The 26,072-nt window shown below is 63.3% G+C and carries 21 protein-coding genes; 13 read left to right on the top strand and 8 right to left on the bottom strand.

What is annotated here, in order from left to right; translation table 11 throughout:
• Positions 1 to 178 precede the first annotated feature (178 nt).
• The 3 genes from I41_RS06105 to truB all read right to left on the bottom strand — a co-directional run bounded on the left by I41_RS06105 (position 179) and on the right by truB (position 5,489).
• Positions 179 to 865: a PEP-CTERM sorting domain-containing protein gene (locus I41_RS06105; RefSeq protein WP_145431704.1), complete on the bottom strand. Its 687-nt coding sequence runs from the start codon at positions 863 to 865 to the stop codon at positions 179 to 181.
• Between the two features lie 228 nt (positions 866 to 1,093).
• Positions 1,094 to 4,084, bottom strand: a complete 2,991-nt coding sequence (locus tag I41_RS06100) for an FtsK/SpoIIIE family DNA translocase (protein WP_145431703.1) — start codon at positions 4,082 to 4,084, stop codon at positions 1,094 to 1,096.
• A 505-nt stretch (positions 4,085 to 4,589) separates the two neighbouring features.
• Complete coding sequence (gene truB, locus I41_RS06095) at positions 4,590 to 5,489, bottom strand: tRNA pseudouridine(55) synthase TruB (protein WP_145431702.1); 900 nt, start codon at positions 5,487 to 5,489, stop codon at positions 4,590 to 4,592.
• A gap of 153 nt (positions 5,490 to 5,642) precedes the next feature.
• On the opposite strand from truB, the gene rsmG reads away from it, so the two are divergent.
• Together rsmG and I41_RS06085 are read left to right on the top strand one after the other, a co-directional pair.
• Complete coding sequence (gene rsmG / locus I41_RS06090) at positions 5,643 to 6,377, top strand: 16S rRNA (guanine(527)-N(7))-methyltransferase RsmG (RefSeq protein ID WP_246133818.1); 735 nt, start codon at positions 5,643 to 5,645, stop codon at positions 6,375 to 6,377.
• Between the two features lie 333 nt (positions 6,378 to 6,710).
• Entirely contained in the window at positions 6,711 to 7,034 is a 324-nt protein-coding gene (locus tag I41_RS06085) for a DUF3467 domain-containing protein (RefSeq protein ID WP_145431700.1), read from the top strand.
• Positions 7,035 to 7,137: 103 nt separating this feature from the next.
• On the opposite strand, the gene I41_RS06080 is transcribed toward I41_RS06085, so the two are convergent.
• Positions 7,138 to 7,803: a hypothetical protein gene (locus tag I41_RS06080; protein ID WP_145431699.1), complete on the bottom strand. Its 666-nt coding sequence runs from the start codon at positions 7,801 to 7,803 to the stop codon at positions 7,138 to 7,140.
• 877 nt (positions 7,804 to 8,680) lie between these two features.
• Here I41_RS06080 and I41_RS06075 point away from each other — a divergent pair.
• Positions 8,681 to 9,085, top strand: a complete 405-nt coding sequence (locus I41_RS06075) for a bifunctional nuclease family protein (RefSeq protein WP_145431698.1) — start codon at positions 8,681 to 8,683, stop codon at positions 9,083 to 9,085.
• Positions 9,086 to 9,090: 5 nt separating this feature from the next.
• Here I41_RS06075 and I41_RS06070 read toward each other — a convergent pair whose 3' ends face one another.
• The 4 genes from I41_RS06070 to I41_RS06055 form a co-directional block, all read right to left on the bottom strand.
• Positions 9,091 to 10,869 carry an aspartate kinase gene (locus tag I41_RS06070; protein WP_145431697.1) on the bottom strand — a complete coding sequence of 593 codons (1,779 nt, stop codon included), beginning with the start codon at positions 10,867 to 10,869 and terminating at the stop codon, positions 9,091 to 9,093.
• A gap of 30 nt (positions 10,870 to 10,899) precedes the next feature.
• Positions 10,900 to 12,117: a cofactor-independent phosphoglycerate mutase gene (locus I41_RS06065; RefSeq protein WP_145431696.1), complete on the bottom strand. Its 1,218-nt coding sequence runs from the start codon at positions 12,115 to 12,117 to the stop codon at positions 10,900 to 10,902.
• 56 nt (positions 12,118 to 12,173) lie between these two features.
• On the bottom strand, positions 12,174 to 12,563 hold the full coding sequence (locus I41_RS06060) for a GxxExxY protein (RefSeq protein WP_246133817.1): 390 nt from the start codon (positions 12,561 to 12,563) through the stop codon (positions 12,174 to 12,176).
• Between the two features lie 66 nt (positions 12,564 to 12,629).
• Complete coding sequence (locus tag I41_RS06055; RefSeq protein WP_145431694.1) at positions 12,630 to 13,925, bottom strand: homoserine dehydrogenase; 1,296 nt, start codon at positions 13,923 to 13,925, stop codon at positions 12,630 to 12,632.
• A 270-nt stretch (positions 13,926 to 14,195) separates the two neighbouring features.
• On the opposite strand from I41_RS06055, the gene leuS reads away from it, so the two are divergent.
• The 10 genes from leuS (at position 14,196) to I41_RS06005 (ending at position 26,027) form a co-directional block, all read left to right on the top strand.
• Entirely contained in the window at positions 14,196 to 16,850 is a 2,655-nt protein-coding gene (gene leuS, locus I41_RS06050) for a leucine--tRNA ligase (protein ID WP_145431693.1), read from the top strand.
• 256 nt (positions 16,851 to 17,106) lie between these two features.
• Complete coding sequence (locus I41_RS06045; RefSeq protein WP_145431692.1) at positions 17,107 to 18,423, top strand: glucose-1-phosphate adenylyltransferase; 1,317 nt, start codon at positions 17,107 to 17,109, stop codon at positions 18,421 to 18,423.
• 213 nt (positions 18,424 to 18,636) lie between these two features.
• Positions 18,637 to 19,416 carry a toxin-antitoxin system YwqK family antitoxin gene (locus I41_RS06040; protein WP_168206725.1) on the top strand — a complete coding sequence of 260 codons (780 nt, stop codon included), beginning with the start codon at positions 18,637 to 18,639 and terminating at the stop codon, positions 19,414 to 19,416.
• 67 nt (positions 19,417 to 19,483) lie between these two features.
• Positions 19,484 to 19,807: a Dabb family protein gene (locus tag I41_RS06035; protein ID WP_145431690.1), complete on the top strand. Its 324-nt coding sequence runs from the start codon at positions 19,484 to 19,486 to the stop codon at positions 19,805 to 19,807.
• Between the two features lie 126 nt (positions 19,808 to 19,933).
• Positions 19,934 to 22,126 carry a polyphosphate kinase 1 gene (gene ppk1 / locus I41_RS06030; RefSeq protein ID WP_145431689.1) on the top strand — a complete coding sequence of 731 codons (2,193 nt, stop codon included), beginning with the start codon at positions 19,934 to 19,936 and terminating at the stop codon, positions 22,124 to 22,126.
• Positions 22,127 to 22,242: 116 nt separating this feature from the next.
• The gene (locus I41_RS06025) at positions 22,243 to 23,193 is read left to right on the top strand and encodes a DnaJ C-terminal domain-containing protein (protein WP_145431688.1); all 951 of its coding nucleotides are present in this window, start codon (positions 22,243 to 22,245) and stop codon (positions 23,191 to 23,193) included.
• Positions 23,190 to 23,534 carry a hypothetical protein gene (locus tag I41_RS06020; RefSeq protein WP_145431687.1) on the top strand — a complete coding sequence of 115 codons (345 nt, stop codon included), beginning with the start codon at positions 23,190 to 23,192 and terminating at the stop codon, positions 23,532 to 23,534. Before I41_RS06025 ends, I41_RS06020 begins: the two co-directional genes overlap by 4 nt.
• Positions 23,535 to 23,885: a ribonuclease P protein component gene (gene rnpA / locus I41_RS06015; RefSeq protein ID WP_145431686.1), complete on the top strand. Its 351-nt coding sequence runs from the start codon at positions 23,535 to 23,537 to the stop codon at positions 23,883 to 23,885.
• Between the two features lie 7 nt (positions 23,886 to 23,892).
• On the top strand, positions 23,893 to 24,132 hold the full coding sequence (yidD, locus tag I41_RS06010) for a membrane protein insertion efficiency factor YidD (protein ID WP_145431685.1): 240 nt from the start codon (positions 23,893 to 23,895) through the stop codon (positions 24,130 to 24,132).
• Positions 24,133 to 24,314: 182 nt separating this feature from the next.
• Positions 24,315 to 26,027, top strand: coding sequence for a flagellar basal body P-ring protein FlgI (locus tag I41_RS06005; protein WP_168206724.1), 1,713 nt, complete (start codon positions 24,315 to 24,317; stop codon positions 26,025 to 26,027).
• Positions 26,028 to 26,072 lie beyond the last annotated feature (45 nt).

Here is a 26,072-nt window from a genome sequence, read left to right as displayed (position 1 = left end):
GACCTTTCGAATAATCATGCCAATCACGACGACGCCGTACGGCATCGGGTGAATCATCGCAAGCGGCTGCTTCGCGGGCATCGAAAGGTCCAAACTCCTCTAGGTTGAGCCTCTGCAAGGATAAGGCCCAAAACACCGTCTGTCAAACCGCGGCGGGACGCTGCCAACCGAGGATTAGCTATCGTCGGCGACGCCGAGCCCCCATCGCGACCAACCCGATCCCAGCCAGCGCCAGCGCAGCCGGCTCGGGCAGCGGCGTAATCGTCCCGGTCGCTGGATCGAGCGTTGTGCCAAATCGGAAGGTCCGCAACTCGACGATCGAGTTCGGTCCCAACCCCGGCACGCTGAGCTCAAACTTTGCCTCCAGGGCGGCGAACGGGTTGTGGCCGGCGTTCCCTTTGATCGATCCATTGGCGGTGGCATAGCTCCCCGCGGTGGGCGGACCGATGATCGCATCCTTGGCGTTCGGGTTGAAGTTGATCTGATGCACGCCGCCGCCCAGCGAAGCGACCGACCACGAGAGATTCTGCGGCGAGCCGGTGTCGACGAACGCCCCCGCGCCATCGACCGTTCGCTGAATGCCCGTGTCCGACGTGAGCGTCGGCGTCAGGCCGCTGATCGTGAAATCGAGCCCCGTGAACAACTCGCCCGCGTCGAGCGTCGTCGTCGTGGTGTTGTTCAGCGTCACGCTAACCGTGTCGGTCGCGTCGTTGAGAATGAAGTCGGCAATGGCCGACACCGGATGGCCGTCGGAGCTGAGGCCGGAGAAGAGCATCGGCACGGCCGATGCTTGAGAACCCGCCAGCAATGTGGCGGAAAGCGCGACAGTCCACGTCGCGCGCGCAAAATGTCTCTTAGCGTCCACTAGCGTCCTCCTCGAAGGGGTCAATCAGAGCGGTGTCGATAATGAGAGCGCGGCGTTACTGTCGCCGGGCGGGCGGAATTCATTGCCCCGGGTGCGGCGGAGCCCAGACTTCCGTCGTCTCCCACTTTACGGTTGGGGCGACGTTTTGTCCACCAAACGCGTCGCTTTTATCGACATATTGCGTCTCAGCCCCCTCAACAGCCGCCCCCACCCGAGAGGGGGACGCCGTTAAGCGCTGGCAGCCCGTGTTCCGGGGCCATCCGCCCCGTCATCGGCGTCCTCTTCGTCGTCCCATTCAGACTCAGCGTCTTCATCCCACAGTTCGCTGTCGCCGAGATTCTCATCTTCGTCGGCGTCGATCTCGTCGTCGTCCCACTCCTCGTCGGCGCTCGTCTCTTCATCCTCATCCGTTTCGGGGTCTTCGGCCGCATCCTCCTCCTCGAACTCCTCATCCTCCCCTGCGGTCGCTTCATCCTCCTCGTCCCACGGCGTCTCGTCGTCCGACTCGTCGACTGCTGCGTCCTCATCGTCCGTCTCATGTTCATCCGCCGCGGCGCGACCCAAGCGCAACCCGCGGCCCTTCGCCCGCGTCGGTTCCTCTTCCAGGTCGCTTGGCTCGTCTGAGCCGGGCAAGATCTTCGTCGCACGCCGCTGCTTCGGCTGCACGTTGGCGGCAGTCAGCGGCTGCGGCGCAGCGGTCGTGGCGGCGGCCGGCGCCTCGCCGGTCTTCTCCTCTTTGTTCGCGCTGGCCATCGCCTCCCAATCTTCGATCGAGATCGCCACCTCCCGCGCCTGCGAACCGTTGTACTCGCCGACGATGCCGTCCTCCGCCATGTAATCGATTAACCGCGCCGCGCGTCCATACCCAATGCCCAGGCAGCGCTGCAGCAGCGACACGCTCCCGCGCCGCTCGCGCACCACGATGTCGACGGCCGCTTCGTACAACTCGTCGCGGCTCTTCATGTCGGTCCCGGGCGTCGGCATCTCGGCCGCTTGCTCGTCCTTCGACTTCAGCTCGATCAGTTCCCGCGCGAACTGCGGCGAATCGGTGGCGACGAACTCCGTCACGCGCGTGATCTCATCGTCCGAAAGGTACGTCCCCTGTCCGCGCAACAGTTGGCTCGTTCCCGGCGACAAGAACAGCATATCGCCGTTGCCCAGCAGCTTGTCGGCGCCATTCTCATCGAGAACGACGCGGCTGTCGGTCCGGCTCGCCACCTGGAAGGCAATGCGGGCCGGCAGGTTCGATTTGATCAACCCGGTAATGACGTCGACGGTCGGTTTCTGCGTGGCGAGAATCAGATGAATGCCGACCGCGCGACTCTTCTGGGCCAGACGGATAATGTGCTGTTCCACCTCTTTGCCGGCGGTCATCATGAGGTCCGCCATTTCGTCGGCGACGATCACAATAAACGGCAAGTTTCGCGGAATGTTCTCCCACTCGAGCTCGCTGGTCGGTTTGATCCGCTCGCGCAGCTCTTCCTCGCCGAGCTGGTTGTAGACCGTCACATGCCGCACGCCCGCCCGGGCGAGCAGCGCGTACCGCTCCTCCATCTTGTCGACGGCCCAGCCGAGAATTGCCTCGGCCTTCTTCATGTCGGTCACCACCGGATGCATCAAATGCGGCAGCTGGCGGTACCCGCTCAGTTCGACCATTTTGGGGTCGATCATCAGCATCCGCACTTCGTCCGGCCCGCGACTCATGATCATCGAGACGATGATTGAATTGAGACAGACCGACTTACCGGTACCCGTGCGACCGGCGATCAACAGATGCGGCAGCGACGTCAGATCGACCGCCATCGCATTGCCGGCGACGTCTTTGCCGAGATAGATTGGGATCTTCATCCGCTTGGCGCGGCCGTTCGTCTCCTCGATCACCTCGCGGATGCGCACCAGCTGACGGTGCTCGTTCGGCACTTCGATGCCAACGGTGTTCTTGCCCGGAATCGGCGCCACGATGCGCACGCTCGGCACCCGCAGCGCGATTGCCAGATCGTCCGCCAGGCCAGTGATCTTCGAGAGCCGCAAGCCTGCCTCAAGCTCCACTTCAAACTGCGCGATCACCGGCCCGGTCTCAATCTCCACCACCTTCACGTTGAAGCCGAAGTTCTGGAACGTCTTTTCCAGAATCTTCGCCTTCCGGCGGACTTCCTTCTCATGCTCCTCGTAGCTCACTTCGTCCGAGGGCAGGAGCAAATCGAGCGGCGGCAGCTGGTAGTCGAATTCGCCGGCGCCTTGGCTCTCGGCGGCGTCGAGCTGCTCCATCACTTCGTCGCGCTCGCTCTTCGGCTGCGGCTTCGCGATGCGATTGTTCTTGATCGTCAGCGCCGCCGCCACCTTGGCTCGCATCCCCGGAGCCTTCTCGCCGGCCGTCGCGGCGTCGCCGCCAGCTTCATCCGCGTCGCCGTCGATCGCGGTCAGATCTTCCTCCTCTTCGGCCGCCTGCTGCTTGCTGCTGGGCGTCTTCACCCGCAGCGTCAGTTCTTCCTCGGCCTCGTCGTCGCCTTCAGCCGCTTCTGCCTCGTCCCACTCATCTTCTTGCTCCCCGGTCTCTGCGTCGCCCTCGTCCACGTCGTCCGCTTCCGATTCGATGACGTCGTCAAGGTCGCTCGCCCGCCGCGGATGCGCGGCCAACGTCGCCATGCGCTGTCCGACGCGGCCCAGCTGCATCAGCCCCGCCCCCGACACCACGGTCGTCTTCGCCGCGAAGCGCAGCAGCAAATAGTCCGTACACAACAGCAACCCGGCCAGCAGCACGCTGAGCGCCAGAATGAAGGCTCCGATCGTCGCAAACTTCGACTCCAACAGCGCAAAGCCCATCGCGCCGAGATACCCGCCCGCCCCCACTTCCGGGCCCGGCGAGCTCTGCTGAAACAGCATGGCGAACAGCGTCGCGAACGCCGCCAGGGAAACGGCCCACCCGACGCCCCTCAGCACCGGCTGATCGATTTCACGCCGCTTCAAGAGCAGCGCGCTGATCACCAGCAACGAACCGAGCAAGTAGTACGCCGCGAATCCGACGCCCGCGTACAAAGCGTGGGCCGCGTACGCGCCGATCGGTCCGCAGGCATTCCGATATTCTGCGGGCGGCGGGTAGACGAGCGTCCCCGGCGGGTCGGCCGGATCGTAAGTCGCCAACGCCGTCCCTAAGAAGGCGCACGCCGCCAGCAGCGCGAGCGCCAAAAGGTCGAGCTTCAAGCTACGGTTTTCAAACATAAGGAAACGTGATGCGTTGGCGATCCGAGCAACGTGTCATCGGCCGCCGCGCAGTCGTCATGACCGCGCGACGCGTTCGCTGGGCGCATCCGTGCCCAAAATGTCTTCCGTAGGTTTTGGCGAGTGTTGAGCAAGCGCACCGCCATCCTCGGCGGCGCCGCGCATCTCTACTCACTTCTTCGACTGGCGCCCTCGCCTGCATTGAACCTCTCGACCCGCTGCACTAACCCTTGCCCGCCGCAAACAACGCGCGCGACCAGCGCCGCCAGCACAACCGCGCCAGTGCGAACTGTATCCCTCATTCCAGCCACTGGCTTCGCCAGGGGGTCGCGCACCACGCCGCAACGGTCAGCAGCGCACTCGCCGCTTCTACCCCCTGGCGGAGCCAGGGGCTGCAGAGCAAAGATCGCCCACCTCAATTCTTCCCGCGTCCACGCCTCAAGCGCGCACCGCTCCCTTAGATTTACCCCCATTAAACTCCCCCAACCCCAAGATGACCTGCCGCTTATGCCGGCTGGAGAAAGTTGGGCGACGGCCGCAGCCACCCCGGCCGAGCTTCTTTTAGCAGGGCGATCAAATCGCCTCGCGCGTCGACGCCCGCGATCAGGCCCCCCGCCGAACTCGCAATGCCGCGCAACTCCTCTGGCAAATGCTCACCCTTGATGAGCCCGCCGTGCTGCACCTCGTAGACCTGCCCATCCGTCAGCGTAAGCCGCGGCATGCCGGGGATCGCCGCGAGCGGCGACTGCAGGTGCGTGCGCAATCGCTCTTCGTCGGGCGATCGCGCCTCCATCGCGTCTTCAATCCGAAATGGCCCAATCGTCGTCCGCACCAGCGCCGACATCACCGCCGCCGTGCCGAGTTGCTGCGCCAGGTCGCGGCCGAGACTCCGCACATAGGTCCCGCCGCTGCAACGGATGTTCAACTCCACTTCGGGGTATTCGTATCGCCCCAGCTCAATGGCGTAGACCTCCACCTCCCGCAGCGAGGTCTCGACGTCCCGCCCTTTCCGCGCCAGCTTGTACGCCCGCTGCCCCTCGATTTTCACCGCCGAGAACGCCGGCGGCCGTTGAGAGATTACGCCCGTGAACCGCGGCAGCAGCGCCTCAATGTCCGCCCGCGGGGGCGTCGGCGGATCGACCAGCTGCTCCACCTCGCTGTCGACGTCGTCGCTCGGGCTGCGCCGCCCCAGCAGAAAGGTCGCTTGGTACTCCTTCGGCATCCGCTGCACGTGCTCAATCAGCCGCGTCGCCGGCCCCAGGCAGGCCACCAGCACCCCCGCGGCCAGCGGATCGAGCGTCCCCGCATGCCCCACCTTCACCGGCCGCACCAATCGCTCCACCCGCGTCAGCGTCGCCCGCGAGCTCCACCCTGCCGGTTTGTTGATGTTGATAACGCCGAACATTTTCGTCCCAAATCCGCAGATCGATCGCCGCGACGCGCCAGCGGAGCGCACCGCCAAAGCGCGAAGCGCTTCCCCCCACCCTCATTTTCCACGATACTGCCCAATCCCCAACCCTTCGCGGCCCCGCAACAATACTTCCCGCAGTGGAACTTCGTGGACCAAGACCCCATCGATCCCGCCGACGCCCCCGCCAACGACGCGGCCCCCCCCCCGGCTGCCGAGTCGAGGCCAGATCACCCGAGCCTCGCCGCCGCCCTCAGCGCGCACCGCATCGAGCTCGAGCCCGCCCAAGTCGAACTCCTCGACCGCTACCGCGCGGCCCTCTGGCGCTGGAACGAACAGCTTAACCTCACGCGCCATACCACGTTCGACAAGTTCGTCGGCCGCGACGTTCGCGATAGCCTCGAACTCGCCAAGCAACTCCCACAGGGAGCGCGCGTCCTCGATCTCGGTTCCGGCGGCGGCGTTCCCGGCGTCATCATCGCCGTCTGCCGTCCCGACCTCCGCGTCACCCTCTGCGAGTCGGTCGGCAAGAAGGCCAAAGTCCTGCAGTCGATGATCGACGAGCTTTCGCTCCCAACCGAAGTCTTCGCCGTTCGCGTCGAAGAGCTGCTGGAGCTGCGCACGTTCGACGTCATCGTCGCCCGCGCCGTCGCGCCGATGTGGAAAATCCTCTACTGGCTCAATCCGCACTGGCACGCCTTTGACGAGCTACTGCTCATCAAAGGCCACAGTTGGGTCGACGAGCGTGGCGAAGCCCGCCACCGCGGCCTGCTCAAGAAAATCGACCTCCGCAAAATCGCCGACTACCCAATGCCCGGCACGCCTCCGGGCGAAAGCGTGATCCTCCGTCTTGTCCCGAAAGGCGCAGGCAATCAGGACGGCTGATGGCACGCAAGCCGCCGGCTCCGCCAATGAATGAATAAGAACGGCGACTAAACTCTTGCGAACACACTCGAGCGCCTAGCCCCGCACATCCCGTACAGCCGCGCCGAAATTCTCGACACGCCACTCTTCCCGCAAGCTCCGCCTATAGCTCCCTCTCTCCCGATCCCCTAAAATTAATGAGTCACCACCACAGCCCACGAGAGCACGGCGGCGCGAGGCGATACCTCATCCAAAAGTCTCGTTCGCTCCCCTCGCATCCTCTGGCATTCGTCCTCCTTGGCGTCCTTGGCGGATAAACTGAATTCTCACTGCACTAGGAACATAGGAATCATCATGTCTGAAGAAAAGAAGCCCGAAGCCCTCCAAGAAGGTCAACGCGTCCAGGTCGAAGACAAGCACGCCGTCACCTCCTACGCCAACTTCTGCCGCGTCACGGGGACGCCCGAAGAGTTGATCATCGACTTCGGCCTCAATGCTCAGCCATTCGGCGTTCCGCAGGAAGCCGTCGTCATTACCCAGCGGTTGGTGACCAACTACTACACCGCCAAGCGGCTGCTGCACGCCCTGCATCTCTCGGTGCAGCGCCACGAACAGGCCTTCGGCGTGCTGGAAACCGACGTCAACAAGCGCGTCGTCTCCCGGCCGCAGCAGTCGTAGAAATCTTCCCGTCGCCAGCACTGCGAACGCTAAGGAGCCGCGCCCGACCGCCCGCTGGGGGGACGTGCGCGGCTCTTGTTCGTGATGAGTCGGCGACCACCGCTCAGAACTGACCCGCCGCCCAACGCGACGTCGGCCAAACTCGCCCGCGCCCCGTCTCTTCGTGGCCGGCCGCCCAGCGCGTCAACCGCAGTCCCATGACGCTGGCGACGGAAATTCCGTCGAGCAATTCGGTCATCTCCTCGCGCTCTAGCGTCTCGCGTTCCAGGGCGACGGCCAGCTCGCTCCCTCGATCGCCTCCGCCGTCATCGGGCATGATGCGGCGCGACGATCCCCACCGCCGCGCGACGTCGATCGCGGCGGAGCTCAGTTCCTCCCAGGCGACCATCGCGCCCAGCGTCGACCACGGCTGGTCAACGACAATGGCGCCGAAATAGGCGTTCCATAACTTCGCGTCGAGCGGAACTGCGACAGCGTCCGCGGCAAGCTCCCACAACCCTGCTTCGGCCATCCGCTCGGTGCGCTCGCCATCGGTCGCCCAGCCGTCGACCAGATCATGCAGCGCACCATTTCCACGGAGACCGAACTGCGCCGCAAGCGCCGCGTAGCGGCGTCGCGTCGCGTCGGCGAGCGCCCAACGCAGCGAGAGCATCCGCACTAACAATTGACGACCAGACGCCCCTCTGGCAACGTCCCCATCGATCTCGATCCGCTGTCGATCGACCAGTCGTTCTAGTTCCGCTGTCACTCGATCCATCAAGTTTTCCATGGCATGCCTCTTCTCGTTGACGTCACGGATCCTGGCGGGTTCCGGCCGCCAAGCCGCCGCAGTACACAAATCTTAAACGAATGACGCAAAAAGATGTCGCATCCTGCCGGTTCATTGGGGAAATATCAGCGACGGCCGCGCCCTCTCGAGCGTTGTGCGCGATTCCATCCTAACCGCTGCGAGGTGAAATCAACCAATCGTACCGGCAAGCGACCGGCAACAAAGCCCGAATCGAAGGAGAGCGCCGCCAGCCGCCACGACGTTCCTCGATGGGTGCAAACAGGGCGCCAAGCGCCCCGAGCCATGCCAAGGGGGCCGCGCGAATGGTTTTCAGTAACTATTTGCTCTCAACAAGCAGGGACCTGCGCAGCACGTCAACATGTCTGTTCCCGACAGCGTTAAATCTTCTGCCAACTTTTGTGTTGAAATAGGGCCACTCCTTCTGAAAGAATCGACTCGCCCGACTTCTGACGACCTTTCAATCCACAAACCGTCTCGCAGCGTTTCATCTGCTGCCGGAGCGCGGTCCACCATGCCACGTCAACAGCGAATGCCGCTCGGCACGGCCTGGCCGTGCGTCGCAGCGCTTGCCGATTCACCGCAACACAGCGTTTTGTCCAAACGTCGATGACAATTCCCTTCGACAACGCGAACGACCGACGGCTGCAGAATTCACGGCAGTTTTGCCTCGCGGCGGCTTCGACCCCCTTGCCGGCGCGGGAGTTTTGTCCGCGCGAATCGACTTTCGCTCTTGGACAATTGGGCCGCGTGAAATGCTTCACACCCCGCTCCGCAACTCTCTATAATGCCGGCGTCCCCCAATCACCGCCGCCGCCGGCGACGATCGACGATCTCCGCCTTTCAGGACGTTCTTCCCATGCCCGTCGCGATGGAGCTCTCTCGCATTATCATCAGCGAGATCAACAACGAGCAGGTCATCTACCTCAAGGAAATCGACGGCACGCGCACCTTTCCAATCCTCATTGGCCTCTTCGAGGCCAACAGCATCGACCGGCACGTCAAACGGCAGGAATCGCCCCGGCCGTTGACGCACGATCTGTTGGTGAGCGCCGTCGAGCAGATGGGCGGCAAGTTCCAGGACGTCGTCATCAGCGAGCTGAAGGACCACATCTACTATGCGGTCCTGCGCGTCCGCCACGAGGGGGAGCTGATCGAAATCGACGCCCGCCCCAGCGACGCCATTGCCGTGGCGGTGACCTGCGAGCCGACGCTCCCGATCTTCGTCAACGAAGACGTGCTGCACGACGTCAACGGCGGCTAGTCGGCTCAGCCCATCACGTCGGCGAACGCCGTCCGCAGGGCCTTCAGGCCCGCTTCGCCCTTATCCGCCGCCACGACGACGTTCACCCGCACTTCGCTAGTGTTGATCATCTCGACGTTGATCCCTGCTTCGCTCAGGGCTTTGAACATCCGGGCGCCGACGCCGACGTGCGTCCGAATGCCCACTCCGAACACGCTCAGAATCGCAATCGTCGCGTCGCTGCTCACCGGGCCGCATCCCAGGCGATCGGCGGCGTCCATCGCCACCCCGACCGCTTGCAGCACCGCGTCGCGCGGCACAGTGAAGCTGAGGTTCGCCAGCCCGTCGCGGCCGGCGCCCTGGACAATCATGTCGACCAGCAGACTTTCGGCGGCCACCGCTTCGAAAATTTCAGCGGCGATCCCAGGCGAATCGGGCAGCTGCGAGATCGTGATCCGGCCCTGCGTCTGGTCGAGACGGATGTCGTCGATCGTCAGATCCTCCATCCGCTGCAGTCGCGACACGACGTCGACCGGACTGGGACGCTCGACCTTCGTCGCGCCGTCGCCGAAGCTCGCCCGCGACTGCGGCGGCTTCTCGAGTTCGAACTCGTCGTGCACCGCTCGCAGGGCCTCCATCCCCTGGGCCCGCTCGACCAGCGCGGAGATCTTGATCTGGCTGGTGGAGATCGCTTGAATGTTCACTCGGGCGTCCGCCAACGCGCGGAACATCCGATCGGCGACGCCGGTTTGGGTGGCCATGCCGAGGCCGACGACGGAAACCTTCGACAGGTTGGCGTCATGGCTCACCTCGCCGCCGAGTTCCCGCGCCGCTTCGCCGACGGTCTTGAGCGCCGCCGGGAGATCGGTTTCGAGCACCGTGAACGCGATATCGGCGACGCCGGCGGCCCCGATGTTCTGGACGATCATGTCGACCGCGATGTTCACCGTCGCCAGCCGCGAGAAGATGCGGTGCATCGTCCCCGGCTTGTCGGGGACGCCCGTGAGGGAGATCCGGGCTTCGTTCTTCGTCAAGGCGCAGCCGCTCACCGCGCGGTCGCTGCTCTCCGGCAGGTTCCCGATGATCGATCCTGGTTCGTCGCTGAAGCTCGCGCTGTTGCGGACGTGGATCGGTACGTCGAACTTCTTGCCGAACTCGATCGAACGGCTGTGCATCACGCCGGCGCCCAAACTGGCGAGTTCGAGCATTTCGTCGTGGCTTACCCGTTCCATCTTGCGGGCCGAGGGGACGATCCGCGGGTCGGTGGTGAAAACGCCGTCGACGTCGGTGTAGATCTCGCAAGAATCGGCGCGCAGCACGGCGGCCAGCGCCACGGCGGTGGTGTCGCTGCCGCCGCGACCCAGGGTCGTGATGTTGTAATCGTCGTCGACTCCTTGGAACCCGGCCGCGATGACGATGTGGCCATCGTCGAGATGCTTCCGCATCCGCTCGGACGAAATCGACTGGATGCGGGCCTTCGTGTGGGAGCTATCGGTCTTGATGCCAATCTGGCCGCCGGTGAGGCTCACCGCCTGCCCGCCGAGGGCGTGGATCGCCATCGCCATCAGGGCGACGCTCACCTGCTCGCCGGTCGAGAGGAGCATGTCCATCTCCCGCGCCGGGGGCTGCTCGGTGATCTGCCGAGCGAGATCGACCAGCACGTCGGTCTGCTTGCCCATGGCGCTGACGACCATCACCACCTGGTGCCCCTGCTGCTGGGCGCGGATCGCCTTGCGCGCGGCGCCCATGATCTTTTCACTAGTGGCGACGCTGGTGCCGCCAAACTTCTGCACGATGAGCGACATGTGTTAGTTGAACCCTTTGGGCAAACGTTTTCACTTCTTGATGAACCATTCCATCGCACGCCAACCTTCGTCGAAAGCGAGCGACGACTTCGCCGCGTTCGTATCGCCATAGCTAGTAAACTCATCGGGCTTGATGCCCGTTCCGGCCATGGCGACGGGTACGTCGCCGTGCGTGTGCGTCTTCGTCCGCACAAACGTGGGATGATCGGGCGAGATCATCACGCGATAATCGCCGCGAGCCTTCAGCGCTTCGACGAGCGGGGCGACGACGTGGCGGTCGATCTCCTCGATCGCCTTCACCTTCTCCTTCACGTCGCCCTGGTGCGAGGCTTCGTCTGGGGCCTCGATGTGGACGCAGATAAGATCGACGTCGTCGAGCGCCGCAATCGCCGCACGCCCCTTCGCGGCGTAATCGGTGTCGATATAACCAGTCGCCCCCTCGACTTCGATTCGCTTCCACCCGACCAGCGTCGCGAGCCCGCGGAGCAGGTCGACGGCGGTGATCATCGCGCCGTGCACGCCGTAGGCGAGATCGAATCGCTCCAGCGTCGGCGCTCGGCCGAGTCCCCACAGCCAGACGTTGGTTGCCGGCAATTTTCCGTAGCCCTGGCGCACGACGTTCACCGGGTGATCCTTAAACAGTTCGACCGACTTCTCCATCAGCGAAACGAGCACGTCGCTGCCGGGACCGCGGGGAAAATCCTCGGTGATCGACTTGTCGGTCAAATCGTGCGGCGGCGTGGCGCGGGTCTCCATGCTGAAGGGCGCCGCCTGGCTCACTCCCCGCCAAATCATCAGGTTGCGGTAGCTGACTCCCGGAACAAAATGGATCACGTCGGCGAGATCGGTATCGGCGGCGACGTACTCCTGCATCGTCGCCAGCAGCTTGGTCGCTTCCTCGGTGCTGATGTGATCAGCGGTAAAATCGCGCATCACCTGGTCTTCGACGGTGACCAGATTGCAGCGGACGGCCCAATCCTCGGCGCCGAGCTCAATCCCCTGCGCGGCCGCTTCAATCGGCGCACGGCCAGTGAAATTCTTCAGCGGATCGTAGCCCAGGAGGCTCATATTGCCCACTTCGGAACCAGCCGGCAGCGACTTCGGCGTGTGACAAGCGCGAGCAATGACCCCGGCCGCGACCAGCGCGTCCATCGCGGGCGTGTGGGCCGCCTCCAGCGGCGTCTTGCCCCCCAGCGATTCCTGCGGCTCGTCGGCGGCGCCGTCGGGGATAATGATGGCGTATTTCATAGTTCTTTAGTTTCTCACCACGACGACACGACGGACACGACGGAAATGCAAAGGATTCAGAGAGCGATGCGTTTGATGCCCTGCTTGAGCAATGGCACGTTGAAGTTGACTAAAATCCCAACTCGCTTCTTGGTGATTTTCAAGTACGTGAGTAACTGTGCCTCGTGAATCGGTAGAAGAGCATCTATTGATTTGAGCTCAACGACAACCTCATCTGCCACAAGTAAGTCCAATCGCAACCCGGACTCAATCTGAAAGCCTCGATAACTAACCGGCACGCTAACTTGTCGCTGAAATGGAACTCCCATCAGCGTCAATTCATGGCAGACGCAGGCTTCATACACAGACTCTAGTAACCCTGGTCCTAACTCGCGATGAAGGTTGAACGCTGCATCCAGAAAACGAGTAGCTGCCTCTTCCGTGGACTGAGGGATGGGCTCAATCACTTCGATCGCTCCCGTTTCTTGTTTTCCGTCGTGTACGTGGTGCCGTCGTGGTTCAATTTCATTCGTTCAGTCTCTCACCCACATGCGGACCGTCTCGCCGCGCACGTTGGCGAGTTTGTCGATTTCCTCGCAAGCTCGCGCCGCGGCCCCTTCGCTCGTTTCATGCGTCATAATGATCAGCGGCACGATCCCCTCTTGCAGCAACGGTTCGTGCTGCAGCACCGAGGCAATCGAAATGTCGTGCTTGCCGAGCACCGTGGCCACCTGGGCCAGCACGCCTGGCGTGTCCTTGACCATCACTCGCAGGTAGAACTTCGCTCGCGCGGCGTCGTTCGGAGCCGTCGTGACGCGGGCCTGGCGGTTCGACCAAAGTTCCAACGTGCGGAACGTGATCGCCGTCCTGCCGACGGCCGTGTCGATCATGTCGGCCACCACGGCGGAGGCGGTCGGCATCTGTCCGGCGCCTTGGCCGAAGTAGAAGAGCGGACCAACGGCGTCGCCTTTCAAGCGAATCGCGTTGAAGGGACCGCTCACCTCCGCCAGCGGGCTGCCGGTGCCGACGAGTGCGGGCGACACGTCGAGTTCCAAATAGTCGTCCACCATATCGGCGGTCGCCAGCAGTTTAATGCGGTAACCCAACTCCTTGGCGTAGCGCACGTCGGCCACGTCGAGCTTGTCGATGCCGACTCGCGGAATGTCCTTCCAGTCGACGCGGGCGCCAAAGGCGAGTTGCGCAAGGATCGCCAGTTTCTGGGCGGCGTCGCTGCCGTCGACGTCCATCGTTGGGTCGGCCTCGGCATAGCCGAGCCGCTGGGCTTCGGCCAGCACCGTGGCGTAGGGAGCCCCTTCGTCGCTCATCTTCGAGAGGATGAAGTTGCTGGTGCCGTTGAGGATGCCGTGGAGCGAAACAATCTGGTTGGCCGAGAGGCAGGTGCTGATGTTGGCAATGATTGGAATGCCGCCGGCGACCGATGCCTCAAACGCGATCGACCGTCCGAGTTCGCGGGCGCGGTCGAACAACTCCGCTCCGTGTTCAGCCAGGAGCGCCTTGTTCGCGGTGACGACGTCCTTGCCGCTTTCGAGCAGCTTCAGCATGATCGTCCGCGCCGGCTCCAAGCCCCCCACCAAGTGGGCGACGACCTTGATCTCCGGGTTGTTGATCACTTCATCAACGTTTTCGGTGAGCACCCCGGCCGGCAAGTCGCAGTCGCGGGCCTTTTTCAGATCGCGGACCACTCCCTTCTCCAGCCACAGAATCCGGCCGGCATGGCGAGCGGTGCGGTCGCCATGATCCAGCAACAGACGGGCGACGCCGCTGCCGACGGTGCCGAGACCAATGATGGCGACTTTGGTTTTTTCCATGGGGCGGCGTGCGGGCAGGACAGTGGCGCGGGAGGCGGCTGCGTTGAGGACAGCCCTACCAGGGGGTGGCGTTCGGGTCGAAACAAGCACGACATGGTAAATCGTAAGGTGCGCAAACGTCAACGGGCGACTGGTTTGCGCCGCTTGGCGGGGCGAGTAGAATCGGTCGTTCTTGGCGGGCGGAACCTCCGTTCGCCGTGGCCGGGACGGACCGGCTCGCTCCTTGGACGACCTACCTCATTACATCTGCCCGCGACGAAAACTCCCGCAATGCCACGCTATAACCCTGCAGCGATCGAACCAAAGTGGCAAGCCTATTGGGAGCAGCACGCAACGTTCGCCGCCCCGAAGATGCCGACGGGCCCAAAGCTCTACGCCCTCGACATGTTTCCCTACCCCAGCGGCGATGGCCTCCATGTCGGCCATCCCGAAGGGTACACGGCGACCGACATCGTCTGCCGGGCCGCCCGCATGCAAGGGAAGAGCGTCGTCCACCCGATGGGGTTCGATAGCTTCGGCCTCCCGGCGGAAGAACACGCCATCAAGACCGGCGTCCACCCGCGGATCCAGACCGAGAAGAACATCTCGACCTTCCGCCGGCAGCTCAAGAGCTTGGGCTTCAGTTACGACTGGGGCCGTGAGATCGCTACGACCGACGTGGCGTACTTCAAATGGACGCAGTGGATCTTCCTGCAGATTTACGACACCTGGTTCGATGCGGAGTTGCAGAAGGGTCGGCCGATTAGTGAATTGCCGATTCCGGACGGGGTGCAGGCCGCCGGCGCCGACGCCGTGCGCGACTACCAGGACGAGCGGCGCCTCGCCTACCAAAGCTCGGCGCCTGTGAACTGGTGCCCTGCCCTGGGGACGGTCCTCGCCAACGAGGAGGTGATCGACGGCAAGAGCGAGCGCGGCGGCCACCCGGTGGTTCGCATGCCGCTGCGGCAGTGGATGCTCCGGATCACCGCGTATGCCGACCGGTTGGAGAAAGACCTCGACGGCCTCGACTGGCACGACGGGATCAAGGCATTGCAGCGGAACTGGATCGGCCGCAGCACGGGAGCGGAGGTTTACTTTACGCTCCCCGGCGTCCAAGACGTGCTCGTGCCCGATGAAGAGGGGACGACCGAATCCCTTTTCGTCACCACCGAGATTCGCATCGAGGAGAGCCTCGACATCTACACGACGCGGCCCGACACCCTCTTTGGCGCCACCTACATGGTGATCGCGCCGGAACATCCGCTCATCGATCGCCTGACGAAAAAGGAAGAAGCGGCCAAGGTGCAGGCCTACCGCGAACAGGCCGCCCGCAAGAGCGACCTGGAGCGAACCGAACTCTCGAAGGAAAAGACGGGCGTCTTCACCGGCAGTTACGCGGTGAATCCGGTGAACGACGAGCACGTTCCGATCTGGGTCGCCGACTACGTTCTCGCCTCGTACGGGACCGGCGCCATCATGGCGGTGCCGGCGCATGACGAGCGCGACTTCGAGTTCGCTAAGCAATTCGGCCTGCCGATCGAAGCGGTCGTCGATCCAGGCGACGCGCTGCCGCCGGCGGAGCGTAACGAAGTGCTCGACGGCCGCCGCTATTTCGGCGGCGAGGGCGTGGCCGTCAACTCGGGCAAGTACAACGGACTTCGCACCGCGGAGTTCAAGCGCAAGATCATCGCCGACCTCGAAGAACAGGGCGTCGGTCGCGAAGCGGTCAACTACAAGCTCCGCGACTGGCTCTTCAGCCGGCAGCGATTCTGGGGCGAGCCGTTCCCGATTCTCCACGAGCTCGACGCCGCCGGCGAGAAGACCGGCCGCGTCCGCGCCGTGCCGGAAGACCAACTTCCGGTCGATCTGCCCCACCTCGACGACTTCAAGCCGCACGGCCGCCCCGAGCCGCCGCTTGATAAGGCGCCCGACGAATGGCTCTACCCGACAATCGACGGCGTAAAGTACAAACGAGAAACGAACACGATGCCGCAGTGGGCCGGCAGCTGCTGGTACTACCTGCGGTTCCTCGATCCGACGAACACGCAGGCGCCGATCGACCCCGCCATCGAAAAGGCGTGGATGCCGATCGACCTCTACATCGGCGGCGCCGAGCATGCGGTGCTGCATCTGCTGTACGCCCGCTTTTGGCACAAGGTCCTCTACGACCGCGGCGTCGTGAGCACGGTCGAGCCGTTCCAGAAGCTGGTGAATCAGGGGATGATTCTCGGTGAAAACAACGAGAAGATGTCGAAGAGCCGCGGCAATGTCATCAACCCCGACGAGGTGGTGAAGGAATATGGCGCCGACGCGCTGCGACTCTATGAAATGTTCATGGGACCGCTGGAAGCCACCAAGCCTTGGAACATGAATGGGGTCAATGGCGTTCGCGATTTCCTCGGTCGTGCTTGGCGGATGATTGTCGATGACAGGGCGGAAGAAATGGCCCTCAGCCCCGCGATCACCGATGACGCCCCGAACGCCGACGAGTTGCGCGTCCTCCACAAAACGATCAAAGCAGTCACCGAAGACGTCGCGAAGCTCTCGTTCAACACGGCGATCGCCCGGATGATGGAGTTCACCAACTTCTTCACCAAGCAGGAACGGCGCCCGCGGGCCTGCATGGAGCCATTCGTCCTGCTGCTGTCGCCGTTTGCCCCGCACGCGGGCGAGGAACTGTGGCAAGCGCTCGGCCATGCCAAGTCGCTCGCGTACGAACCATGGCCGAAGTTCGACGAGTCGCTGCTGATCGAGTCGTCGATCGAATTGGCAGTGCAAGTGAACGGCAAAGTTCGCGGCAAGATCAACGTGGCGGCCGACGCCGACAACGGAACAATTCTTGCGACGGCCAAGGCTGAGCCCAAGGTGGCGGAGCAGATCGCCGGGAAGACGCTAACACAGGAAAAAGTGGTTCCCGGCCGCTTGGTAATTTTCGCAGTGAAGTGATCGACTAACTTTTCACAATAAAGAATTGAACCGCCAAGGACGCCAAGGACGCTAAGGTAAATTCGGATGAGATTGAACCACAACGGCACAACGCACACGACGAGGGGAGAGCTTGGAAAGGTTCGTACGCTTCGCTCCATTGTCTGCTTTTTTCGTCGTGCTCGTCGCGCCGTCGTGGTTAAACTAAATCCCCCCCTTGGCGTTCTTGCTTGGCGCTCTTGGCGGTGAAAAAGCAATTCATCGAAGGAAATCTCCCATGAAGAATGCGGTAGCAGTCGTACTAGGCGGCGGACAGGGGACGCGGTTGCAGCCGCTGACCAACTATCGCTCGAAGCCGGCGGTGCCGCTGGCCGGCAAGTATCGGCTGATCGACATTCCGATCTCGAACTGCCTCAATAGCGGCCTGAACCGCATCTATGTGTTGACGCAGTTCTTGTCGGTCAGCCTCCATCGCCACATTCGCGGCACCTACCGGTTCGACAACTTCAGCGGCGGATTTGTCGAAATTCTCGCAGCCCAACTCACCATGTCGGAAGGCACGGGCTGGTACCAGGGAACCGCCGACGCCGTGCGGAAGCATCTGCGCTACTTCACGCAGTTGGGCGTCGACTACGTCGTGATCCTCTCCGGCGACCAGCTCTACCGGATGGATCTCGCCGCGATGATTCAGACCCACATCGATACGAAGGCCGACATCACGATCGCTGCCAAGCCGGTCCACGCGAGCGAGGCGTCGGCGATGGGGATCATGCGGGCCGACCACTCCGGGCAAGTCGAAGGGTTCGTCGAAAAGCCAAAGACCGAAGAGCAAATCGCCCCGGTGCGCATGGATCCGGGCTGGATCGACGCCCGCGGCGTTGGCAGCGGCGGGCGCGATTGTCTGGCGAGCATGGGCATCTACGTCTTCAGCGCGAAGGTGCTCGCCGAGATGCTGGCGCAGGACAACCACCAAGATTTTGGCCGCGAGGTCTTCCCCCACGCCATTGGCACGCGCCGGGTCCAAGTTCATCTCTTCGACGGCTATTGGGAAGACATCGGCACGATCGGCTCGTTCTACGAGGCGAACCTCCAACTCGCGCAGCAGAACCCGCCGTTCGACATGAACGACGCCGCGGCGCCGATTTACACCCGGCCCCGCTTCCTGCCCCCGTCGCGCATCGACGGGGCCATGGTGACCGGCAGCCTTATTTCCGACGGCTGCATCATCGAGCCTGGCGCGCGGATCGAGAACAGCGTCATCGGCCTCCGCTGCCGCATTGGGCGCGACGTGACGATACGCAATTCGATTCTGATGGGCGCCGACTTCTACGAGTCGCCGGAGGCGGTGGCGGCAAGCGATTTCGCCGACGAGCCGCCGATGGGGATTGGCGCCGGCGCGGTGATCGAGGGGGCGATCATCGACAAGAATTGTCGAATCGGGCAGCGCGTGCGGATCATCAACGACGCCCAGTTCGACGATGTGTCGAACGACCATTGCACGATCCGGGACGGCATCATCGTGGTGGGCAAAGACACGATTTTGCCTCCCGACTGGTACTTCGAAAGCGGTAAAAAGCCCGGCGAATCGGCCTAGACCGCAAAGCCGTACCCGAATCGCAAGGAAAGGGCTTGCCCTTCGACCCTCGTCCGCGACGATTCCTAGGCTGAAGTTCGTTTGATCGCCATACTAGAAATTCGCCAGGCGTTGGGCCGCTGACGGACCCAATGTGACCTTACGGCGGCATACTTGGAGTCTAGTTCGATGACTTGTCTTCCTGCGTTGCAATGTAACTTTCGCCCGTGGGCCATGTCATTCGTAGTTGTCTGCGGCGTTGTCGTGACGATTCAGCCGGCGCACGCCCAGGAGGCCGCGGCGCCCGCCGCCGCCGAAACGACGCCCGCGGCGGCCCCAGCAACGGAACAAGTCTATCTGGATGAACCGACTCCGGTGCCGGAGCCGAAGGTCGCCCAGGAAGGTCCGGTCTCCGAAAAGTACGACGATGGCAAGGTGCGCGTGGAGCGGAATATTCGCCTGCTTTCGGACAACCAAGTGGTCAACCACGGCAAGTACACCGAGTACTACCGCAACGGTCAGAAGTTCACCGAAGGGAACTTTGACGGCGGCGTCCACGACGGGCCTTGGAGCTATTGGCACGAAAACGGTCAGCTGGCCAAAACGGTGACCTACAAAAAAGGCGCCCCCGATGGCTCTTGGGAAATCCGCCGCGCCGACGGATCATTGCAAGCGAAAAAGTCCTATAAGGCGGGCAAACGCGACGGCGCGTGGGTCACGTACTATGAAGACGGCACGACGCCGAAGATCGAGCAGAACTTCGTCGACGGTCAACTCGCTGGGCCGCGCAAGACCTACTATGCCAGCGGCAAGCCGCGCCAAGACGCCAGCTTTGCCGCAGGACAACTCGATGGCCAAATGACTGAATGGGACGAGGCGGGACGCAAATTGGCCGAAGCAACGTTCACCAAAGGCAAGCTTAACGGCAAGCTAAGCCGCTGGGCAGCAGACGGCAGCGTAAGCGAGCAGTTCTACGAAGACAATAAGCCGGTCGCGAAAGGCGTAGGTGAATAGCGTCAGCGAGACGTTGGCGTTCGTTGTTTAGCCTCGCCGCTGTCCCGTCGATTGTCAGGATCGAAGCATGCCCGTAAATTCCCGCACCGGACTGGCTCACGTTGTTTTTTTCACCCTGAAGGATCAATCGCCCGCCGCCCGCGAGGCGTTCGTCGCGGCATGCGACAAGTATCTTACCGACCATCCCGGCTCGATCCACTACAGCGCAGGCGTTCGCGAGCCTTCGTATCAGCGCCCGGTGAACGACCAGGAATTCGACGTGGCGCTGGTCGTCGTGTTCGACAGCAAGGAGGCGCACGACCAGTACCAGGTCGCCCCTCGGCACAAAGAGTTCATCGCCGAACAGTCGCCGAACTGGTCCAAAGTTCGCGTCTTTGACGCACTCGCGTAGTCAAGCGGCGGGCGACGCGGGCGGGAACTTGAGTCTTTTTCTGCCGAAAAACGAAGCCCGGCCGGTACGCTATAATTGCGTTGGCACTCTGTCCGCGCTGCTCCCCGGCCGACTCTACGCAGTTCCATGCCCGACCCCGTCGTCTATCTTCCCGAGCACTTCATCAACCGCGAGCTGAGTTGGTTGGAGTTCAACGCTCGGGTGCTCGAAGAAGCGCAGGACCCTTCCAATCCGCTGCTGGAGCGGGTGAAGTTCCTCTCAATCTTCAGCTCGAACCTCGACGAGTTTTTCATGGTCCGCGTCGCCGGCCTGCGCGAGCAGGCGTTTGGCGGCGTTGCGCCGCAAGACGCCGGCGCGGACGGGCTCGACGCGCTCACGCTGCTGCAGCGAATTTGGCAGCGGACTCGCGAACTGGTCGAACAGCAATATCGCTGCTGGAACAAGGCGATTTTGCCGGCGCTCGTCGAACAACAAATCCTGCTGCTCAAGGAATGCGACTTCGACAAGACGCAGCGGAAAATCGTCGACGAGTTCTTTCGCCAGCGGGCGTTCCCCATCCTGACGCCCATGGCGATCGACCCAAGCCATCCGAGCCCGCGGTTTCACAACCGCGGACTTTACCTCGCCGCGTTGCTGCAGCGGACGAGCGGGCTGGGCCCGGCGGAGTTATTCGCCGTCGTGCAGCTTCCTCAGGTATTGCCGCGCTTTATCGACGTCGGCGGTCCTCACGAAAACAAGTTCGTGCTGTTGGAAGACATCATCGCCTGCAAGCTCTCGGAACTCTTCGGGGGTTACGAGAGCGCCCATCAGGCGACGTTTCGGCTCACCCGTGACATGGACGTCGACATGCTCGAGCAAGAGTCGGACGACATGCTCCGCGCCATCGAATCGCGTCTCCGAGCCCGACAGCATTCCGAGGCGGTGCGGCTTGAGGTTCATAAGGAAATGAGCCGCGACCTGCTGGAAACGCTGATCGGCGAGGAGCAACTGCAGGAAAACTTCTTCATCGAAGGGGAAAAGTACTCCGAGGTCTATCGCGTCGACGGCATGCTCGACATGACCGCGCTCAACGAGCTCGCACGCCTCCCGGGCAAGGATGCGCTGCGCGACGCGCCGTTGACGCCGCGACAACCGCTCGGCATGCGCCGCGGCGACAACCTCTTCGCCGAGATCGCTGATCGCGACGTCCTGCTCCACCACCCGTTCGATTCGTTCGATCCGGTCGTCGATTTCATTCAGAGCGCCGCCGAAGACCCGCACGTCCTCGCCATTAAGCAAACCCTCTACCGCACCAGCGGCGATAGCCCGATCGTCAAATCGCTCATCCAGGCCGCTGAGAACGGCAAGCACGTCACGGCGCTGGTGGAACTCAAGGCCCGTTTCGACGAAGCGAACAACATCAGTTGGTCGCGGCAGATGGAACGCGCGGGCGTCCATGTGGTGTACGGCTTCATGGATCTAAAGACCCACTGCAAGCTGGCCATGGTCGTTCGGCAGGAAGGCGCCAAGGTGCGTCGCTACGTTCATCTCGGCACCGGCAACTACAACCCGGCGACGGCGCGACTGTACACGGACATGGCGCTGTTCACTTCGAACAAGCTGATGGCCGACGACTGCACCGCGCTTTTTAATTTTCTTACCGGCTATTCGCAGGGGCATGAGTGGAAGAAGCTGGTGATCGCGCCGACCGATCTTCATCGCCGCACGATCGAGTTGATCGACGAACAGACCGCTCGCGCCCGCGAGGGCAAGAGCGCACGCATTTTCGCGAAGCTCAATTCGCTCGTCGACGGCGAAACGATCGAGGCCCTCTACCAGGCGAGCCAGGCGGGCGTGCCGATCGACTTGGTCATCCGCGGCATCTGCTGCCTGCGTCCCGGTCTGCCGGGAATTTCCGAAAACATTCGCGTACGCAGCATCGTCGATCGCTTTCTGGAACACAGCCGCATCATGGTCTTTGGCGAGGCCGGCAAGGAACATATCTTCCTCAGCAGTGCCGACTGGATGCCGCGCAATTTCGAGCGTCGCGTCGAAGTGATGTTTCCCATCGAAGCGCCCGATCTTAAGCGGCGCATCTGCGACGAGATCATTCCGGCTTACTTGCGCGACAACTGCCGAGCTCGCGTCTTAATGCCTGACGGTTCGTACGTCCGCGCGGCCGCTTGGCACGACGAGCCGGAACACCGCGCCCAGCGAGAATTGCTGTCCGCGGCGAGCGTCGGACCGACGCTTGCCAAGTCCTCGCCCTCGGTCGGCGATGGCGACGCTGCCGCCAAGTCGAGGCATGGCGGAGGTCAGAAATCGAAGCAGGGGGCCTAAGCGCCGCGGGGGGGCCGCTGCGACTCACTACCCAGCGCGACGGCGCTCGCTAAAATGGGTGGTTTCCCCTTCGATCGACGCCGCCGAACCTTCCGAGCATCTCGCCCACGGTATTCATGGCTGAAGACTACTACGCAACGCTTGGCGTCGCCCGCGGCGCCTCGGCCGAGGAAATCAAGAAGGCGTACCGCAAGCTCGCGCGCGAAAACCATCCTGACCTTCATCCCGACGATCCGAAGGCAAAGGAAAAGTTTCAGCAGGTTCAAAACGCCTTTGACGTACTGAACGACCCGAAAAAGCGCGAGCTATTCGATCGCTACGGCAGCGCCTACGAATCGATGGGGGGCGGCGGACCGCAGGGGGCTCGTCCCTGGCCAGGCGCGGGCGGGCCGCGCGGCGGCGAAGCACACGAAGTTAATTTCGAGGATCTCTTTGGCGGCGCCGGCGGGGGTTTCGCCGATTTGTTCAAGCAGTTTGGCAATCGAGGTCGCGGCGGCGGTCCCCGTCGTTCGGCGCCTGAAGAGGGAGCCGATCTAGAGCACGAGCTCTCGATCCCCTTTGCCACCGCCGTGCTCGGGGGCGAAGCGCAAATCGCCGTGCAGCGCGGCGACGGCCGCACCGAAACCATTCGCGTGAAAATCCCCGCAGGAATTGAGGACGGCAAAAAAATTCGGCTCCGCGGCCAGGGGGAACCTGGAGCGAACGGCGGTCCGGCAGGCGATATCCTGATTCGCGTCGCGATCGCGCCTCATCCCCATTTTCGCCGCTTCGGCAAACGACTGGAGGTCTCGGTGCCGATCACCCTTGCCGAGGCGATCGCCGGCGGCAAGATCGACGTCCCGACCCCGCACGGAACGATTACGCTGACCGTCCCTCCGGGTTCTTCGAGCGGTCGCAAGTTGCGGGTCAAAGGGCAGGGCGTGAAAGCCGGTTCGGGCGAACCCGGCGATCTGTTCGCTGAACTTGAGATCGTGATGCCCAAAAATCTGAGCGAAGAAGACCGGCGCGAACTCGCGGAAATTGCCGGGCGTTACACCGAGAACCCGCGCACGGAGCTGCGCTGGTGACGCTTTCAGGCCGCATGCCGCCGTCGCAAGCCTGGGCCTTGCTTGCCGAAGCCGCGCAAGCCGAGAAGCTCTCGCCCCCCGCGAGCGCCGCCGTGCTGATGGCGCTGCTCGGCATTGCCCTGCTCGGTCTGTTGATCATCGTGGTCATTCTGCTGGGCGGCCACTGGGTCCGCAAGCAAGGCAGTTTCCGGCGGGGGCCTTCGGTGCCTCCCGATCGCTTGCCGATTTCGCGTCGCGCGAGCGAGGCAGCCGGCCCGCTCGATGCGGAAACGATCGCGCCCACGCAAGCCGACGTTGATACGGTCCGCCAGCGTCCCCACCGCGATGAAACGGTCAGCTAAGTGAGCGACTTCTCCTTCGATCGATCGCGGCGGCTGCTCAAGAAGATCGAATTCGATCGCGTCTTCGCCCGGCGGCGCTCGGCGGGCGACGGGATGCTGATTCTTTATGCTTGCGAGAACAACCTCCCCCATTCGCGAATCGGACTGGTCGTGTCTCGCAAGGCGGGGAACGCCGTCATCCGCAATCGCTGGAAGCGTTGCCTGCGCGAAGCCTTTCGCCTCGCCCAGCAGCAGTTGCCGCTGGGGCTCGATCTGGTCGCCTTGCCTCGCGCCGGAGCCACGCCGACAATGCCGCGCGTCCAGCAATCGCTGCGCTCCTTATCCGACCGATTAGCCCGCCAGCTAAGCTAGCGCTATCATGCAAGCATTGTGGCAACGAGTGTTCGCCCTTCCCGGCTGGCTGCTGATCGCCGCGGTGCGCGGCTACCAACTCGGCATCAGTCCCTTTCTTGGCGCGCGCTGCCGCTTCCAGCCGACGTGCAGCCAGTACTTCATCGAAGCGGTGAAGAAATACGGCGCCATCCGCGGCGGCTGGCGCGGACTCCGCCGTATCGGCCGCTGCCATCCATGGGGCGGCAGCGGCTACGATCCGCCGTGAGGGCCGCGAGCGATGCTCGATGCTGGGGAGAGTTTGACCCACCGCTAGCATCCAGCTTCTGGGCTTCAGCCCCCACCCTTCTCTTGACCCCTCTCGCCAGCATCCCTACTCTCCGCGGCCTCTCGGTCTGGTATCGAGGCTGCGCGCAAGGCTGCGCGCAGCGACCTGTCGGAGCACGTCCCATGTCGAAGCGATCACGCCGCAGTCCGAATGTCTCTCGTCGCATGGTGCTGCAGGCGGCGGCCGCCTGCCTTGCGCCGTCGCTGGCGATCGGCTGCATGGGTCCGATTTTCCGTCCTCAAAGCCCCGACGCCGCGCTGTCGACCATCGAAGATGGCGCGATCGACGGTACGCAATTGGTAAGCGCCGTCGCTCACCCGTACGGCATGAACTTCGTCAAAGTCGAAAACGTGGCGCTGGTCACCGGCCTGGCCGGCACGGGCGAGGACCCGGCCCCTTCGCCGCAGCGGGCCGCGCTGCTCGCCGAAATGAACCGTCGCGAAATCGCCAACCCCAACGAGGTGATCAGTTCGCCAAACACCGCCCTGGTCCTCGTTCGCGGCTACCTGCGCCCCGGCATTCAGGCGGGCGACCGCTTCGACGTCGAAGTCAAAGTTCCGACGCGCAGCGACACGACGAGTCTCCGCGGCGGCTGGCTCATGGAAACTCGACTCAGCGAAATGGCCGTCCTTGGCGGTTCGATCAAGTCGGGCCATGAAACGGCGGTGGCGCAAGGCGCCATCCTCGTCGACCCGAGCGCCGACATCGAGAAAAACCCCGCCTTGATGGTCCAAGGGCGCGTCCTGACCGGCGGCATCGCCACCAAGTCCCGCCAGCTTGGCCTGATCCTCGACCATTCGCATCAATCAATTCGCTTGAGTCAGATGGTGGCCAAGGCCGTTAGCGAACGCTTCCACACATATATCGACGGCCGTCGCCTGGGGGTCGCCACCCCCAAAACCGACGAGTACATCGAGCTGGCCATTCATCCTCGCTACAAAGACAACATTGGTCGCTACATGCGCGTCGTCCGCAGCATTGCGGTCCGCGAGACGCCTCAACAGCGGATTGATCGCATGAAGCTGCTCCACGATCAGCTGCTCGATCCCGTGACGTCGGAAACGGCCGCCATGCGGCTGGAGGCGGTCGGCGGCGAAGAGGCGATCGAGCTCCTCAAAGAAGGCGCCAAGGCGGCAGATTCCGAGGTGCGCTTCTACTCCGCCGAAGCGCTCGCTTATCTCGACGTTACCGAGGCGGTCGAACCGCTCGCCAAGGCCGCCGCCGAAGAGCCGGCGTTCCGCGTGAACGCCTTCTCGGCGCTCAGCGCCATGGAGGACGGCGCCGCTTCGGAGGCGCTCGCTCGCCTCCTTTCGGTGAAGAGCGCCGAAACCCGTTACGGCGCCTTCCGTGCTCTGTCGACGATGGCCGCCGACGACCAGCGCATCCGCGGCGAAAGCATGAACGGCCGGTTCAAGTATCACCGGCTCGAAACGGGCGGTCCGCCGATGATTCACGTGACCAACAGCCATCGTCCGGAAATCGTCCTCTTTGGCCGCGACCATGCCCTCAAGCTGCCTTTGGTGCTCGACGCGGGTCCGCGCATTTTGGTGAACGGCATGAAGGGCGACAAAATCACCGTCAGCCGCTTTGGACCGAACAATCCGACCGAACAGCGCATCGTCGATCCGAACGTCGATGCCGTTATTCGTGCGGTGATCGACCTTGGCGGCGACTACCCCGACGTCGTGCAGATGTTGCGGCAGGCGAAGGAGTGCGGCGCCCTGTCGAGCCGTTACGCGGAAAACGCTCTGCCGGAAACGGGCCGCGTCCCCGATCGCACCGACGAACCAGCCGCGTCGAGCGACGACTCCAAGCTCGTCGCCAGCGGCGGCTAACGCGGGCCTTCCACGCGAGGAGCGCAGCAAGTCCCCCGTCTGGCC

The organism is Lacipirellula limnantheis (genome assembly GCF_007746075.1).
Classification (GTDB): Bacteria; Planctomycetota; Planctomycetia; order Pirellulales; family Lacipirellulaceae; genus Lacipirellula; species Lacipirellula limnantheis.
The sequence above is the reverse complement of the archived record's forward strand: the minus strand, read 5'-3'. Positions and strand labels throughout refer to the sequence as shown.

Bases quoted from the DNA above. Each gene is read 5' to 3' on its own strand.
- I41_RS06100 (WP_145431703.1), bottom strand. From the start codon at position 4,084: ATGTTTGAAAACCGTAGCTTGAAGCTCGACCTTTTGGCGCTCGCGCTG.
- truB (WP_145431702.1), bottom strand. From the start codon at position 5,489: ATGTTCGGCGTTATCAACATCAACAAACCGGCAGGGTGGAGCTCGCGG.
- I41_RS06085 (WP_145431700.1), top strand. From the start codon at position 6,711: ATGTCTGAAGAAAAGAAGCCCGAAGCCCTCCAAGAAGGTCAACGCGTC.
- I41_RS06080 (WP_145431699.1), bottom strand. From the start codon at position 7,803: ATGGAAAACTTGATGGATCGAGTGACAGCGGAACTAGAACGACTGGTC.
- I41_RS06075 (WP_145431698.1), top strand. From the start codon at position 8,681: ATGCCCGTCGCGATGGAGCTCTCTCGCATTATCATCAGCGAGATCAAC.
- I41_RS06070 (WP_145431697.1), bottom strand. From the start codon at position 10,869: ATGTCGCTCATCGTGCAGAAGTTTGGCGGCACCAGCGTCGCCACTAGT.
- I41_RS06065 (WP_145431696.1), bottom strand. From the start codon at position 12,117: ATGAAATACGCCATCATTATCCCCGACGGCGCCGCCGACGAGCCGCAG.
- I41_RS06055 (WP_145431694.1), bottom strand. From the start codon at position 13,925: ATGGAAAAAACCAAAGTCGCCATCATTGGTCTCGGCACCGTCGGCAGC.
- leuS (WP_145431693.1), top strand. From the start codon at position 14,196: ATGCCACGCTATAACCCTGCAGCGATCGAACCAAAGTGGCAAGCCTAT.
- I41_RS06045 (WP_145431692.1), top strand. From the start codon at position 17,107: ATGAAGAATGCGGTAGCAGTCGTACTAGGCGGCGGACAGGGGACGCGG.
- I41_RS06040 (WP_168206725.1), top strand. From the start codon at position 18,637: ATGTCATTCGTAGTTGTCTGCGGCGTTGTCGTGACGATTCAGCCGGCG.
- I41_RS06035 (WP_145431690.1), top strand. From the start codon at position 19,484: ATGCCCGTAAATTCCCGCACCGGACTGGCTCACGTTGTTTTTTTCACC.
- ppk1 (WP_145431689.1), top strand. From the start codon at position 19,934: ATGCCCGACCCCGTCGTCTATCTTCCCGAGCACTTCATCAACCGCGAG.
- I41_RS06025 (WP_145431688.1), top strand. From the start codon at position 22,243: ATGGCTGAAGACTACTACGCAACGCTTGGCGTCGCCCGCGGCGCCTCG.
- yidD (WP_145431685.1), top strand. From the start codon at position 23,893: ATGCAAGCATTGTGGCAACGAGTGTTCGCCCTTCCCGGCTGGCTGCTG.
- I41_RS06005 (WP_168206724.1), top strand. From the start codon at position 24,315: ATGTCGAAGCGATCACGCCGCAGTCCGAATGTCTCTCGTCGCATGGTG.